This is a genomic window from Candidatus Amarolinea aalborgensis, from assembly GCF_900491745.1.
GTDB lineage: Bacteria > Chloroflexota > Anaerolineae > SSC4 > Amarolineaceae > Amarolinea > Amarolinea aalborgensis.
Map to the genome: position 1 here is coordinate 1 of NZ_UETR01000034.1, position 15,789 is coordinate 15,789.

Genomic DNA, 15,789 nt, shown 5'->3' on the forward strand with positions numbered 1-15,789 from the left:
TGCTGATTGCCTTCACGCCCTGGCTGGCGCCTATCGTCGGCCGCGTGGTGACGCCGTGGATGCTCTATCGTTTCACCTGGCCGCTGCCCCTTGCCCTGATTCTGGGCGCCGCTCTTTTCTACGGCTTGCGCAGGGGCTTGCAGATCATAAATTCAAGATTGAAGATTGTAGATTCAAGATGGCAGATTGAGTATGCCCTCGCCGCGCTGCTGATTGTCTTGACCCTGGCGCGCGTCCCGGCCATTCAAGGGCGTATGCAGACCTTCGCCGCGACGCTCGATGTGCCGCGCAATCTGCCGGCCTCGGTGGAGACGGCCCTGCGGCAGCTGCCCGACGACGCGGTCATTCTCAGCGATTATGAGACCAACCAGGTCATTCCGGCCGCGGTCAGCCGCCGTTACGTCGTGGCGCACCGCTACACCACCACCAGCGAAGAATTCCCGGCCGCGCGCCAGCCCGAAGCGATTCAGCGCAGCCAGGATGTAGATGCCTTCACCCGCGCCCGCTTCGTGGATGGGCCGCTGCTCGACACGCTGGCGCGCTATCAGACCAATCTCATTCTGCTGCGCGACGCGCGTGAACTGGCCTGGCAGCTGCGCACCCTGACCACGGCCGCCAGCGCCGCGTCGGACTTGCAAGTCACACGCCTCTTCGCCGGCGACGGCTTCGAGCTTTACCGGGTGATCTCCCCGACGACGCCTTCGCTCGTGTTGACCGGCAACACCCTGCTCGGCCAACAGCGTTGGGCCGAGGCCGCCGACGCCTTCCGCCGCGCCGTGGCGGCTCGACTGAGCTCGCCGAAGTCCGAGGGCGACTCCGCCATCGCCTGGTACGGCCTGGGCCAGGCCCTGCTCGAGTCGTCGGACTACCCCGGCGCGGCCGACGCTCTTTCCCATGTCACCGCCCAGGACAAGTCCGGTCTCCAATCTCCGGTCTCCGGTCTCCAATCTCCATTCGCCCTCGCCGGCCTGGCGCGCGTCGCCGCGGCCCAGGCAAAACCGGCCGAGGCGTTGGCCCTGTACGCACGCGCCACCGCGGCCGACAACACGCATGGCGAGTGGTTCCAGGAGATGGGCGATTTGGCGCTGCTGCTCGATCAACCGGACGCGGCGGCTGCGGCGTATGCCAGCGCCATCGGGGCGACCATTCCGCCGGACACCTTGACCTATTTCAGCAAACTGGCGCCGCTGCTGGGCAGCAAGGGCTTGACCGAACCGGCCGTGCAGGCGTATCAAAGCGCGCTCCGCCTATCTCCCAATGATCTCGAATTCCTGACTCCGCTGGGCAACCTGCTGCGCGATCGCGGCCGCCTGACCGAGGCCGAAGCGATTTTCCGCCGCGCGTTGGCGATTGATCCCACCGAGCCAGACGGCTACGTCGGCCTGGCCGTCGTCTTCCATCGCCAGGGTCGCTACGCCGAGGCGAATACCTGGTACGGTCGGGCCGTCACGGTGCAGCAGGCTCGTCTTGTTAGTCCGCTGGACACGCTGCTGGCCTGGGGTCAATTGGCCCAAACGCAGGGCCAATTTGACCAGGCCAGGGCGCATTTTCAAGAGGCGGTTCGCATCGCGCCCCAAGATGCTCGCGCCTACATTGCCCTGGGCAACCTGGCCCTGCAGAGCACCCACGCCGCGTCAGCAGCCGACGCCCAGTATCCGGCGGTCGAGGCTGCGCCGGCGGTTTCATTCACTGCGACCCTCACGGTGACGCTGGCCTTGACGCGCGAGGCGGAAGATTGGTATCGCCAGGCCATTCGCGCGGCGCCGCGCGACCCCGACGGCTATGCTGCCCTGGCCCACTACCTTCAGAACCAGGGGCGCCTGGGAGTCGCCCTCGCCTCCGCGCAGCAGGGTGTGGACGCGATGACGGTGACCTCGCTGGGCGCGGATGAGGCCTACCAGGCCCTGGGCGACATGCAGCAGGCGGCCGGCCACTTGGCCGCAGCCGTCGTTGCGTACAACAAGGCTATCCAGATCAACCCGCGCAACGTCGGCGCGCATGTCAACCTGGCGCGCGTCTTCACGCGGCAGGGCGCTCCAACCCGCGCGCTAGCTGAATACCAGGCCGCCGTGCGCGCCGCGCCCTACTCCGCCTGGGCGCTGTCTGCACTCGCCGCAGCCAACGCACGCGCCGGCGATGCCGCCGCCGCACAGGTTCTCTATCGTCGCGCCATCGCCGCGGACCGGACTTACGTCAATGCCTTTGTCAACCTGGCCCAGCTTCTCGCGGCGCAACGCGATCCCAACGCGGCTGCCAATCTGCTGGCCGATGGGCTGCAGGCCAATCCGACTTCAGCCACCCTGTTGACCGCCATGGCCGATCTGGAGCGCAGCCGCGGCGATTTCGAGATTGCGCAAACGACATACCAGGCCGCGCTGCGCCGCGATCCCACGGCCTCTGCCGCCTCAACTAACCTGAGCCTGCTTTTCACCCAGCGCGGCGACCCGACGCGCGCCCTGGCCGCGGCCGAAGCCGCCGTCAAAGCCGCGCCCCTGGCCGGCGATGGTTGGGTCTTGCTGGGCAATGTGCGCCGCGGTCAAGGCGATCTGCCTGGCGCGCTGGCTGCCTATCGCCAGGCCATCAGCGTCGCCGGTGGTTTCCTGGACGCCTACCTGGCGTTGGCTGACGCCTTGATCGTGAGCGGACAACCTGCGGAGGCGGCGGCTGTCTTGGCGCAGGGACTAGAAGCCGCGCCAGGCCCTGAACTCTATGTGGCCCTGGGCAACCTGGCCGTCAGTCAGCGCGAGCCGCACCCAACCGCTGCCGAGCAGTTTGCGGCGGCGCTGACGTCCGACCAAACCTTCATCGCGGCGCATGTGGGCCTGGCCAATGCCAGGTTGCTGGCGGGTGAGCCGGCGCAGCAGATTGCGCAGCTGCGTCAGGCTGTTGCGCTCAACCCGGCTTCGGCCTGGGCGCGCGCCGCGCTGGCGACCGCGCTGCGCGGTCAAGGCGCCTGGGCTGAGGCCGAGATGACCTTCAAACAGGCGCTCACGGTCGAGCCGCTCTACGTCGCCGGCTACACCGGCCTGGCGGCTGCGTATTTGGCCCGCGGCGAGCGTGACGCCGCGTGGGTCGTCCTACAGACCGCAGTGCAAATGGCGCCGGCCGATGCCACGGTGCAGAGCGCGCGCGGGCAGTGGTATTTGCACGGCGGACGCTACGCCGACGCACGGGCCGCGTTCACACGCGCCCAGGAACTTGATCACAGCCTGGCCGCGGCGCCCCTGGGATTGGCGCAGGCCTGGTTGGCCGCTGGCGACCCAGCCCGCGCCCTGGCGACGCTGACAGAGGCTGCCCAAGCATTGCCCACAAGCGCCGACCTTTGGCTGCAACGCGGCAAGCTGCTGGAGGCTCTTCCGGGCGGCATCACCGCCGCCGAAGAGTCCGCAGACGGCCCCGCGGCCATGTATCGCCAGGCAGCCCAGCGCGACCAATCGCTGGCCGCGCCCTGGCTGGCCCTGGCCGCCTGGCGCCAACGCGCCGCCAATACGGCCGGGGCGCAAGCGGCCCTGGCGATGGCCGTCAACCTGGAGCCGCAGAATCCGGCCGTGGCCGCGGCCCAGGCCGAGGCGCTGCGCGTGGCCGGCGAGTTCACCCCCGCGCTCACGCTCCTGCTTGACGCCCAACGGCGTATGCCCGGCTCACCTGACCTGCCGGTTGCCATCGCCGGTGTTCTCTCCAGTCGTTCGACTGAGGCTCACGAACGTCTCCGGTCTCCGGCCTCCGATCTCCAATCTCCGGTCTCTGATCTCAGAGACGCGCGCGCCTGGCTCGAACAGGCCCTGGCCCTCAACCCGGCCAGCTCAACCGCGGCGCTGGCGCTGGCCGGCCTCGATCGCCAGGCCGGGCGGTTGGCGCAGGCCGAAGCGCGCTTACAGACGGCCATCGAACTCGATCCAGCCAACCCTGGCCTCTTGATCACCCTCGCCGGGCTGGAGGCGCGCCGCGATCCACAGGCTGCGCGTGCGCGACTGCAGGACGCCGTGCGTCGCAATCCCGCGCTCGGCTGGCCGCTGACCGCGTTGGCCGCGCGTGAGCTGGTCGAGGGGGAAGCAAGCGCAGCCGAAACTCACCTGCTGCAGGCGGTGCAGATCAATCCCGCGTTTGGCGGCGCGCCGCTGGTCTTGGGCCAGGTCTACCAGAAACAGGGACGCGCGACGGACGCAGAAACGATGTTCCGCGCGGCGTTGACGTTCGATGCCACGCGTGTGGACGTGACCGCGGCCCTGGCAGATCTCTTGACGCGTCAGGCGCGCATCACGGAAACGGTCGCCCTCTTGCAGGATGCCATCGCGAACAACCCGGCTGCCGGCGCCCCCCTCGTCGCCCTGGGCAACTTCCTGCAAGATCACCCCGCCCCGGTCTCCGGTCTCCGGTCTCCGATCTCCGATCTTCGGTCTCCGCTTGCTGCGTCAACTGCCTATTCTTTAGCCATGGCGACCGAGCCGCTGAACACAGACGCCTACATAGCCCTCGCCAATTGGCAGATGTCGCTGGGCGAGCGCGCCAGCGCCTGGCAGACGCTGCAGCAGGGCCAGGCGCGGATGCCTAACGATGTCGGCCTGCAGGTGACGGTGGGGCAGTGGCAGTTAGGCGGCGCGGACACCGTGGCCGCGCGCGCGGCGTTTTCCCAGGCCGTCAGCCTGGATCAGAGCCGCGCCGACGGCTGGCTGGGTCTCGCCCAGGCGTGGCAAGCCGCAGGCGAGCGCTCGTTGTCTGCGCAGGCGTTGGGTCAGGCGATGCAGGCCGACCCCACCGACCCCGCGCCCTGGTTAGCCTACGCGCAAGGACTGGCCGCGGGGCGATTGCCCCCGTTGGACCTTTCCGCTCTGCGTGTCCCATCTGATCTTCACTCTTCAACCGTCCTCACGTCTACCGAACCGGCGGCGCTCTACGCCTATGCCGCGGCGCTCAACCGCTCATTGGCCGCGCCCTACCTGGGGTTGGCCGGTTTGTACCAGCGCCAGGGCGCCTGGCCTCAGGTGACCACCGCGCTCGATCAAGCATCTGCCCGCGAACCAGCCACCACGGCCATCGCGCTGGCGCGCGCCGCGGCCTGGCGCCAACAGAACCGGCCCGACCTGGCCCTGGCGGCGCTGACCCAAACCTTGCAGACCGCGCCGGGCGCGGTGGATGTGATGGTCGCCCTCGCCGACCTCCTCAGCGGTAGACTTGGCGATCAAACCGGAGTTCTCACCCAGGCTTTGACCCTTAGCCCCGGCTATCTTCCCGCGACTTTGGCGATGGCGGATGCAGAAGTCCGCGCCGGTCAACGTCCCGCCGCCATCGCCCGCCTGCGCGCGGCGCTGAGCAGCCGGCCAGGCGATGTGACGACGGCGACGGCGTTGGCCGATCTTTACCAATCCGCCGCGCAACCGGCTGCCGCGGAAGCTGTCCTGCTGGACGCGCAGATGCGCCAGCCGGCGAATCCGGCCGCGCCGCTGGCCCTGGCCGCCCTCTACCGCCAGCAAGGTCAGCCGGACAAAGCCCGGCGCGCACTGCAGCAGGCGGCGACGCTTGCGCCGCTGACGGCCGCGCCGTGGATCGGCCTGGCCCAGTTGGAAACCACCCCGGCGGCCATGCGCAGCGACCTGACGCGTGCGCTGGCCGCGGATCCAAGCGACAGCGCCGCGCCGATCGCGCTGGGGCAGTTGTACCTGGCCCAGGGTGATTTGAGTGCGGCCGAAGCCGCATTCAAGCGCAGTCAGACCCTCAGCCCAACCAATCCCGGCGCGTATGTCAACCTGGCCCAGGTGGCTGACCGGGCAGGACAGCCGGCTGCGGTGCGCGCCCAACTGGCGGCCGCTGTGGCCGCGGCCCCGGCGTCGGGTTGGGCGCGTGTGAGCCTGGGCAACGCCTATCGCAGCCAGGGCGACATCACCCAGGCCCAGGCTGCCTATCGCGCCGCGATCGCGGTCGAACCGACCTACCTCGGTGCGTACACGGCGCTGGCGGCGGTTTTGGCTGATCAGGGCCGCTTTACAGACGCCCAGTCGCTGTTGGGGACGGCCGCCGCGCTCGATGCCAGCGATCCGGCCCCAGTCATTGCGCAGGCGCGTACGGCGGACCTGGCCGGACAGGCCGACGCGGCGCTGCGCTTTGGCCGCGCCGCCGCCGAACGTGCACCGGCCTCCGGCTGGGCCTGGGCCACGTTGGGCGACCTGACACGCAATCAGGGCAAACTGGACGAGGCCGCGCGCATCTATCGCACCGGAATCGGGGCGGATCCCCTTTACAGCGGGAATTACAGCAGCCTGAGCAGCCTGCAGGCGGCGCAGGGCCAACCGGCGGCCGCGCTGTCCACATTGCAGCAGGGACTGCGGCTGGCTCCGAACACGCCAGCCCTGGTGGTCAGCCAGGGCAACCTCTTGCGGCGCCAGGGTCAGCCCGACGCGGCCCGGCGGGCGTACGAGGCTGCGGTCGCGGCCGACGCTGGGAACGCTGGCAGTCTGCTGGCGTTGGGACAATGGCTGGAGGCGCGGGGCGATGTGGGGGCTGCGCTGTCACGCTACCAGGCGGCCGCGCAGCTGCCGGGCGCGGCCGCCGCGGGCTTGACCGCGCAGGCCAACGCGAGGCGCAACCTGGGGCAGATGGACCAGGCCGTGACCCTCTATCGCCAGGCTCTGGCCAGCCAGGCCGATTTCTTTGCGCCAGCGGCAACTGGACTTGACCAGCTGCTGCTGGCCTTGGGCCGCGACGATGAAGGGCTGCGGGTGCACCTGGCTGCGGTTGAACAGCAGCCCACATCTGCCGCCGCGCGTGTGGCGCTGGGCGACGCCTATCGCCGCCGCGGCCGGCTGGCGGACGCTGTGCAGGCGTACCGGGCCGGTCTCGACCTGCAGCCTGGCAGCCAGGCTGCGCTCCTGGGTTTGGCTGGCGCACAGCAGGCGGATGGCCGCCTCAGCGAAGCCGAGGCCACGCTGCAGCGCGCCGTCGCCCTGAAGCCGGGCAATGCCAGCCTGTACGTGACCTGGGGCGATGTGCGTTGGGCCATGGGGGATGCCGCCGGCGCGCAGGCGCGCTTCACCCAGGCGTTGGCCCTCGACGCCGGGCAGGCGGCACCCCTGGCCCGGCTGGGTACGCTGGCGCAGCTGCAAGGCCGGCCGGCCGACGCCCTGTCCTTCTTCCAACGCGCGGTAGATGCCGACCCGCTGAACCTGGTAGGCTACATCCAACTCGGCCAGGCGCTGGCGCAGGGCGGAGATTACGACGGCGCGCGTGCTGTCTATGCGCGGGCCGCAGCCGTCAACGCCAGTTCGGCCATACCGTTGATCCTCAGCGGCAACGCCTTCCTGGCGCAAAATGACGCGGCTGCGGCCGCGGCTGCGTTTCAAGCCGCCATCCAGGCAGAACCTGGCAACATCGCTGGCTACATCAATCTCAGCAACATCTATCGCCAGGACAAACAGTTCGATGACGCCTTCGCCCAAGTGCAGCAAGCCCAACGCCTCAACCCAGGCTCAGGTTGGGCCTGGGAGGCCGCCGGCAATGTCTTGCGCCAGCAGCGCAAACTCCAAGAAGCCATCAGCCTGTACGAACAGGCCTTGCAGCGCGACCCGCGGCGCATCAACGCGGTCAATGCGCTGATCTCCATCTTCAAGGGCTGGCGCGCGCTGCCTGACTACGCGGCGCGTTACGAGACGCGGCTAACGACAGAGCAGAAGCCGGCCTGGATTCACGCGATCCTGGCTGGCATCTACCAGGCTTTGGATCAGATCGAGCCGGCAATTCGACATAACGAAGCGTTGACGGCAAGCTATCCAGAGTACGCCGATCCGTGGTTTGCGCTGGCGCGTTTTTATCAACGCACCGGCGACGGCCGCCGCGCCAGCGCAGCCTGGCAGCGCTACCTGGCGTTGATGGCCCAAACGGCCAGCGACGCACGGCTTGAGGCGGAAACCTCACTGCAGCAGTTGAACCTGGTCGTGATCGAATCACCCGCGGCCGACGCCCGCCTCAGCGGATCGGTGACCATCGTCGGCACGGCCGCCATCGAAAATTTCCAGTATTACAAGATCGAGATGGGGGTTGGTGAGGCGCCCACGGAATGGACCTTGCTGAGTTCCGGGCCGGCCCCTATCAATCGCGGCGTTTTGGCAACGTGGGACACGGATGGCCTGGCGCCGGGCATTTACACCCTGCGCCTGACCGCGGTGGACATCACCGGCAACTTCCCGCCTCCCTATCTCGTGCGCGTGGAGGTGACGCGATGAGAAGTGCAACATTGACAGTGCAACGTGCAAGTCGTAGGCCGTTGATTTTGATCTGCGGGGTGCTGCTGCTGGCGTTGAGCGCATGCCAGGCGACGCCGCAGCCAACAGCTAGATTGCGCCCTACTGCCCCGGTTGGGGCGACAGGCCAGCCAAATGGTGAGCCGACCGCCGCAGTGGGCGCGCCGGGCGAGGCTGCGTCGCCTACGCCGCCGGCGGGTCAGGCCGCGTCGCCCACCCCGCCGCAGGCGGGCGAGGCCGCGCCGACCGCCGCGGTTGGTCTGGCGCCGTTGCGCGGCCTGCCTATCGGCCTGGCCGTCAACGCCGATACCGTGGCTGTCCTGGCGCCGTACCTGGGACCGCAGGACATCATCAAACTGACGAGCGAGAACCTGGGTCTCCTCGGCCAGTTGGGGCGCGCGCAGTGCTCGCTGCACCTGCCGAGGCTGGATGCCTACACGCCGGAGGCGCTGCTGGCCGTCGTCCCCCAGGCTGATTTGGACCGCTGCGCGTTCTTCACGTTGAGCATCGAAGCCCATGCCTTACCGGAGGCGGACGTGGCAGACCCTTCAACCTTTCTCGCAGGCGTGCGCGGCCTGGCGGATCATTTTGGCAAACGACTGATGGTGGCTGTGCCAACCTACCGCTTTGTGGACAGTCGCGGCAACTTTGGCGGCCGCCGCGATCTCAAGACGGGGTCGGGCGTGGATGCCGCGCGTTACGCTGACATCCTCGTCGTCGAAGCGCAGAAATCGGTGGACAAACCCGCTGCCTTTGCCAACCTCATGCGCCAGGTGAGGCCAGCCGCGCTCGCCGTCAACCCACGCGTCCAGGTTTGGGCCATGATTGGCTGCGCGGAAGGGCGCTGCGACGATTCCGTGGACGCGTTTGCGACCGCGCTCGCGCCCCTGGCAACCGAGCTCGACGGCATCTGGATCTTCTATCCGCCCGCCAATCCCGCGCTCGCGCGCGATTTTGTCCAACAGATGCGGAAAGCCCCATGATGAAGATCAGAGACCGGAGATCGGAGACCAGGTGGGGAAGATTCTGATCATCGGGCTTGACGGTCTGAACTGGCCGCTGCTGGAGCCGCTGCTGGCCGCTGGGTGGCTGCCGACGTTGGCGCGCCTGCGGCGTGAGGGGATTGCGACGCCGCTGCTCTCTGTGCTGCCCACGCAGTCCGCAGCCGCCTGGGCCTCATTCATGACGGGGCAGCATCCGGTGGTGCACGGCGTGTTTGATTTTCTGGCCCGGCAGCCTGGCGGCGCGTATCGCCATGCCAAACCTGCGCCAGAGAGCACCCTGTGGGCCTGGCTCAACCGCGCCGGCTGCCGCGTCGGCGCGATCAATTTCCCGGTGACCTACCCGCCTGATCCGGTGCAGCCTTTCCAGGTCAGCGGCATGTTGAGCCTGGAGCAGCCGCCCTTCACGCACCCGCCGGCGCTGGCGGCCGAGATACGCCAGGCCATGCCCGACTACCGCCTTGACCTGGAATGGCAGCTGTACGCCGGCCGCCCGGCCGCGCTGCTGGCCGATTTGACCCAGATGACCCAGGCGCGCATTCGCCTGGTGGAGACGCTGGCCGCACGCCATGCGCTCGATGTCCTGGCGGTGGCCTACATCTCGCCCGATCGCCTGCTGCACGCGCTGTGGTGGATGCTCGACCCCACGCACCCCGCGGCCGACGTACGCCTGGCCGCGCAGCTGCAGCCGGCCTGGGAAACTTACTGGCGCACGCTTGATGAAGCCGTGGCCCGCACCCTGGCGCTGGCCGACGTTGAGGCCACGGTCTTCATCCTCTCCGACCATGGCTTTCAGGCCGCGATTTGGCAGTTTCGCGTCAACGAATGGCTGGCGCAGCACGGCTGGTATCGCAGCCAGGCCGGCCGCGGCCGCCTGACCAGCCTACTGCGGCGCCTGGACACCCCGCAGATTCAGCACTGGCGCCGCCGCCTGGTCAAGGATGTTTCCCGGCATGTGGGCCTGCTGGCGCCCGGCGCTGACACCGACTGGTCGCGCACGCTGGCATTCTGCCCGTGGAACACGCAGCAGGGCATTCGCCTCAACCTGGCCGGCCGTGATCCGCACGGGCAGGTGACGCCAGGCGCGGCCGCCGACCGCCTGCTGACCGAAATCGAGCAGGCGCTGCGCGAGGCCCGCTTCGAAGGACAGCCGCTGGTCGGCGGCGCGGTGCGCAGCGCCGAGTTGATGTCAGGCGCGCCATCGTTGGCCCAGCCCGACTTGCTGCCGGATGTGCTCTTCTGGCTCAATCCGCCCTTTGCCGGCAACTTGCAGACGCCTGGCCTCTTCACGCGCACCGGGTGGGCCAGCGGCGATCATGCGCTGAGCGGCATGTTCCTGGCGTGGGGCCGAGGCATCGCCAGACCCGCGCCGGAAAACTCAAATCCCACGCCCCGCCTGATTGACGTGGCGCCTACCGTACTGCACAGCCTGGGCCTGGCGGTGCCGGAAACCATGCAGGGACGGGTTCTGACCGAACTGCTGCAGACCGCGTCCGCGGTGCGTTTTCAGCCGGCCGCGGCGGGCGTTGGCTTGTCAGACCAGGCTGCGCTCAATGACGCCGAAACCGCCGACTTGCAGGAACGCCTGCGCGGCCTGGGGTACCTGTGAACGATAGTCACCTGGCCCCGCCTGCGCGTGCAAGAGGCCTCAAACGCCTGCCCTCTGCAATCGTTCGACTGAGGCTCACGAACGTCTTCAGTCGTTCGACTGAGGCTCACGAACGTCTGCCATCTCCAATCTCCCCGTGGTGGATTGCCGCCCTGCTCCTGTTTGCCGCGGCCGGCGCGCTCAGCAGCGTGCTGCCGCCGCTGGTGGTGGTCATGCTGGTCACACTGTCCGGCGTATGGCTGGCCGTGTCCGTGGATGTCGCGACCCTCGTGCTGCCCTTGCTCCTCATCCGCTCCGCGACCGACAGCATCATGGATCTCTTCACGCTGTTCAGCGGCACCCCGCTGGAGATGAACCTGGCTGGCGCGCTCAATTCGTTTACCCTGGGCCTGGGATTGGCCTACGCCGTGCGCCGTTGGCTGATCGCTGACCAGTCTGGCCGTCGTCACGTCATTCTGGACATTCCCGGCGCCTGGTGGTATCTCGCCTGGCTCTTGATTGGCTTGGCTGGGCTGAGCGCCTCGATTGCGCCGCTCGAAACCCTGAAGGAATGGGTGCGCCTGGCGAGTGGATTGGCTCTGTTCGTGCTGGCGCGGCCGCTGGCGGCCAACCCCGCTCGTCGCCCGGCCCTGGTCTGGGCGATTTTCCTGGCCGCGCTGGCGCCGCTTGCCCTGGAGTTCTTCCAACTGGCAACCGGCACCGGCTACTTCTTCGTGGGCCTGGCCGATACCGCCTACGCCTTCCGCGCCCAGGGCACTTTTGGCCATCCTGCCATCCTGGCTTCGTTCCTGCTCGTGGTGGTGGCCCTGGCCGGCGCGCTGTGGCTGTCGCCGAGCCAACCTGTCAGCGGCCGGTTGGCGCCCCCCGGCCGCGCCGTAGCCTTCGCCATGCTGGCCCTCGCCGGCGTCGGCCTGCTGTTGACGCTGGCGCGCGCCCAATGGTTGGGGTTATGGGCGACGGTGGTGGTCTTGCTCGCCTTCCGGCGGCCGCGCTGGCTGTGGCTGGCGGTGCTGCTGCCCCTGGCGCTGTTGGCCCTACCGCCCATCCGCGATCGTCTCGCCTCGGCTGACGCGCAAGATTCAGTCACCTGGCGATTGGAACTCTGGCAGGTCGGCGTGGGGCTGATTGATCTGACGCGCGTCGTGGGCCGCGGCCTCTCCACCTTTCCGGTTTACGTGGAGCAGGTGCTGCCCCCGCGCTATGTGGCGCCGCCGCACAACGACTATCTCAAGGTGCTGATCGAAACCGGCGCGCTGGGCGTATTGACCTGGGCCGGCTGGCAGCTGCGCTGGCTGCTGGCGGCCGCACGGCGCGCGCTGATCAATCCGTATGCGCTGGCGTTGGCGGCCGTTGTTGTGGGTGGACTGGTCGTCAGCCTCACCGATAACTACGTGCAGTACACCTCGGTGCAGTGGTACGTCTGGGTGCTGGCCGCGCTGGCCTTTGTGGATGTTCCGCGCGAAGGCGGTGCGGCATGACAGCAATGGGCATGGGCGACCGCATCGGGTCGCCCGTACGCGTGGCGGTAATCGGCGACTACCCCGAGAACCCGCCGAACCTGGTGGGCGGCATTCAGGCGGTGATGTATTACACGCTGGCTGCTCTCAAGCAGCAGGCCGATTTGGAACTGCACGTCATCACGTGCGAAAAGTGGTTCAAGGGCGCGGCCGCGCGCGGCGCGGTCGTGCGTGATGGCCCGTTGACGGTCCACTACTTGCCTTCGTCGCCGCGCCTCCCGCACACGCTGTCCATGCGCACCGTGGATCGCTGGGCGCTGCGCCGACGCCTGCAGGAGATTGCCCCCGATGTCATTCATGCGCACGGCCAGGCCGCGGCGTACCCGCTGGCCGCATTCGACACAGGCAAGCCCACGGTGGTGACGGTGCACGGCATCAATACGCACGAAGCCGCGGCCGAAGCGCGCGGCGGTCGTCTCAAAGCCTGGCTGCGCACCGCCGTCTGGCGTGCGACCGAGCTGACGGTGCTGCGCCGCGCGCGTGACCTGGTCATCATCTGTCCGTGGGTCGAGCAGTTCGTGCGCCCCCATACCCATGCCCGCTTGCACCTGATCGAAAACCCGGTGCACGACGATTTCTTTGCGCTTGATCGTCAACCGCAGCCCGGTTCAATTCTCTTTGTCGGTTCGGTCATTCATCGCAAAGGGGTGTTGGAGTTGGTGCAGGCCATGGCGGCGGTCGTGCGCCAGGCGCCAGACGCCCAGCTTGTCATTGCCGGCGGCGTCACGCCGATCTACCGCGCGTACGGCGCAGAGGTGCAGCAGGCGATTGATGACCTCGGCCTGCGCCAGCATGTCAGCCTGCCGGGCTATCTGGACCATGCGGGGCTATTGGCGGCCTACCGTCGCGCGACCGTTTTCACCCTGCCTTCCTGGGTCGAAAGCTCGCCCGTCGCCCTGGCGCAGGCCATGGCCGCCGGCGTTCCGGTGGTCACCACCGCGATCGGCGGCACGGATCACCTGATCGCCGATGGCCGCAGCGGGCTGCGCGTTCCCCTGCGTGACCCTGATGCGCTGGCGGCCGCCCTGCTGCGCGTCCTGCAAGACCCGGCAGCCTCTGCTCGCTATGCCGCCGCGGCACGCCAGACTGCGGTCGCGCGCTTTACCCAGGCCGCCGCCGCCGCCAAATCAGCCGCACTTTATCGAATGATGAATGCTGAACGCAAAGTACATAGTACAAAGTACAAAGCGTAGAATTACTCCCACCCGATCTCCGGTCTCCGATCTCCGGTCTCAAATCTCCCATCTCCAACCGTCCTACGCATAATGGCGTAATCATCGGCGTAGCCAGGCTACGAGGTTTACGTATGCCGATACCCGAAACGTGACTGATACGCAACGTCTACGCTGGTGCTACACTGTCACCATCACAAAGATAGTGTAGGAGAGTGCCTTATGAAGACGTTGCAGAGTCGTTTCGTGCGTATAATGATGGCCCTGTTGATCCTGGCCAGTGGTTTTGGTTTTGCCTTGACCTTTGGCGAGCAGGAAAGTCAGGCGCTGAACGCCTTGCCGCAAAGCCAGGTGCAGCGCCTGGTGAGCGACGCCAGCCGCAGCCAGATGGTTGCCGCGCTGACCGCGGCCGATGGCAAGCGCGTCGAACTGTGGCGCACCAGCGACAGCGGGCGCACATGGTTGACCGCTGGCAGCCTGCCGGTGACGCAGCTCAGCGCCCTGGCGATGGCCCCAACGTCAGACACGGCCTTCGCCGCCAGCGGCAGCCGCCTCTTCCGTGCGGACCTCGACGCACAGACCTGGCGGGAACTTCCTCTGGCTTGGGCCAGCGTCAACGCGGCTCCAGCCCAGGTGACGAGCCTGGCCGTGGACAGCCTGTCCGATTCGCTGTACATCGGCGCTTCCAATGGCTTGTTCAAGTTACGCGGGGACACCCTGACTCGCGCTGGCGACGGGCTGTTGGACGGCGCGCTGGTTTCGCAGGTCGTGATCAGCCGCGCCAATCCGCAGGCCGTCTATGCGGCATCGGAGCGCGGTCTCTTCAGCGTGAATGTGGACGGCCGCTGGGCCAGGGTGCAGTCTGTTTCTGTGCCGGTGCATCAACTGGTCGAGACAAACGGTACGCTGCTGGCCGCGACGGGCAGCAACGGCCTCTATCGCAGTCTGGATGGCGGCCGCAGTTGGAACAACCTGCTGGATGCCGTCGGCTTGCAGCCGGGCGTCATCCTGGACGTGACTGCGTTGACCATTGATCCCCGCGACGCCGGTGTGGTCTACGCCGCCACCGGCACATGGGCCGGCACCAGCCAGATGCACTTCACCCCAGGCGCCGTTTATGTCAGCGTTGATAACGGCGCCCGCTGGGCCGCAATGTCCGGCAGCGACGGGCAGCCGGTGCAGCTAACCGCGCGCGTCACCGCCCTGCTCCCGCGCAGCGATGCGCACCTCAGCGTGCAGGCCGTGACCGCGCAAGGCACACTGGACCTGACCTACGGCGATGTCAGCGCTTTGTTGACGCAGCTCAGCCGCGGCGACGCGGCGCAGCAAGCGTGGGCTGCAGTCAGCCTGGGTCTCGTGGGCGATCGGCAGGCCGTCGCGCCGCTCCTGGCTCGCCTGGGCAGCGAGGATGCGCAGGTTGGCCTGAGCGCGGCCAACGCGCTGGGCCGCTTGGGCGATGCATCGGCCATTCCGGTGTTGATCGAATACCTGCGCAGCGGCGACGAGATGGTGCGCATGCGCGCGGCGCTGGCCCTGGGGCTTCTCAAGGCCGAAGAGAGCGTCCCGGCCCTGGCTGCCATCGTCTCGGCGGATAACAGCGTGGCCCGCAGCACGGCCGCCGCAGCCCTGGCGCAGATCGGGACGCCGGCCGCGGCCGCGGCGCTAGTCCCCAATCTGGCCGATGACGAGCTGACCGCGCGCCGTCAGGCCGCCATGGCAGGGTTGGAGCAGATGGGAGCGGTCGCGCTGCCCGCGCTGGAGCAGATGGCTCAGGAGAATCCGTCGGCCGTGCAGCGCCGCAATGCCGCCGAAGCGCTCGGCTGGATTGCCGCTCCCCAGAGCGTCTCCACCCTGACGGGGATCGTCCGTGGTGACAGCGCCGCGGCGGTGCGCAGTGAAGCCGCCTGGGCGCTGGGTGAGATCGGCGGTGCGCAGGCCCGCCAGGCGCTGCAGGTCGCGCAGCAGAGCGACAGCGACGCGATGGTGCGTTCCGCCAGCATGCAAGCCCTCGCCCGTAGTGAAGCAATCCAGGCCAGGACAGCCCAGCCGGCCGTGACGGCCGCCGCGCAACCTGGACTGCTGGCGCATCTCGGCGATCTTCTAGCCCCGCCGCGCAGCTTGATCTTGCTCGCCAGTATGCTGCTGGCGCTGGCGGTGCTGGTTATGCGCCCCCAGGCGCTGAAGCCGTTGAAGGTTGGACGCTGAATCATGGAGCAGACAACCGTGCAACGTGCAAAGACCATGGTGCAAAGTATCGTA

General features: G+C 68.1%; 6 protein-coding genes. All 6 read left to right on the forward strand.

The features are described 5' to 3' along the window. Positions 1 to 59: 59 nt before the first annotated feature. The 6 genes from ACPQ6D_RS20505 to ACPQ6D_RS20530 all read left to right on the forward strand — a co-directional run bounded on the left by ACPQ6D_RS20505 (position 60) and on the right by ACPQ6D_RS20530 (position 15,735). Entirely contained in the window at positions 60 to 8,213 is an 8,154-nt protein-coding gene (locus ACPQ6D_RS20505; protein WP_423226219.1) for a tetratricopeptide repeat protein, read from the forward strand. Further along, positions 8,210 to 9,214, forward strand: a complete 1,005-nt coding sequence (locus ACPQ6D_RS20510; protein ID WP_423226220.1) for a hypothetical protein — start codon at positions 8,210 to 8,212, stop codon at positions 9,212 to 9,214. The genes ACPQ6D_RS20505 and ACPQ6D_RS20510 overlap by 4 nt, the downstream gene beginning before the upstream one ends. A 31-nt stretch (positions 9,215 to 9,245) precedes the next feature. Then, positions 9,246 to 10,841 (forward strand): alkaline phosphatase family protein, encoded by a 1,596-nt coding sequence (locus ACPQ6D_RS20515; protein ID WP_423226221.1) that lies wholly within the window; start codon positions 9,246 to 9,248, stop codon positions 10,839 to 10,841. After that, a complete protein-coding gene (locus tag ACPQ6D_RS20520; protein WP_423226222.1) occupies positions 10,838 to 12,319 on the forward strand; it encodes an O-antigen ligase family protein in 1,482 nt (493 codons plus the stop codon). The genes ACPQ6D_RS20515 and ACPQ6D_RS20520 overlap by 4 nt, the downstream gene beginning before the upstream one ends. Next, positions 12,316 to 13,551: a glycosyltransferase family 4 protein gene (locus ACPQ6D_RS20525; RefSeq protein ID WP_423226223.1), complete on the forward strand. Its 1,236-nt coding sequence runs from the start codon at positions 12,316 to 12,318 to the stop codon at positions 13,549 to 13,551. Before ACPQ6D_RS20520 ends, ACPQ6D_RS20525 begins: the two co-directional genes overlap by 4 nt. Before the next feature lie 201 nt (positions 13,552 to 13,752). Further along, complete coding sequence (locus tag ACPQ6D_RS20530; protein WP_423226224.1) at positions 13,753 to 15,735, forward strand: HEAT repeat domain-containing protein; 1,983 nt, start codon at positions 13,753 to 13,755, stop codon at positions 15,733 to 15,735. Positions 15,736 to 15,789 lie beyond the last annotated feature (54 nt).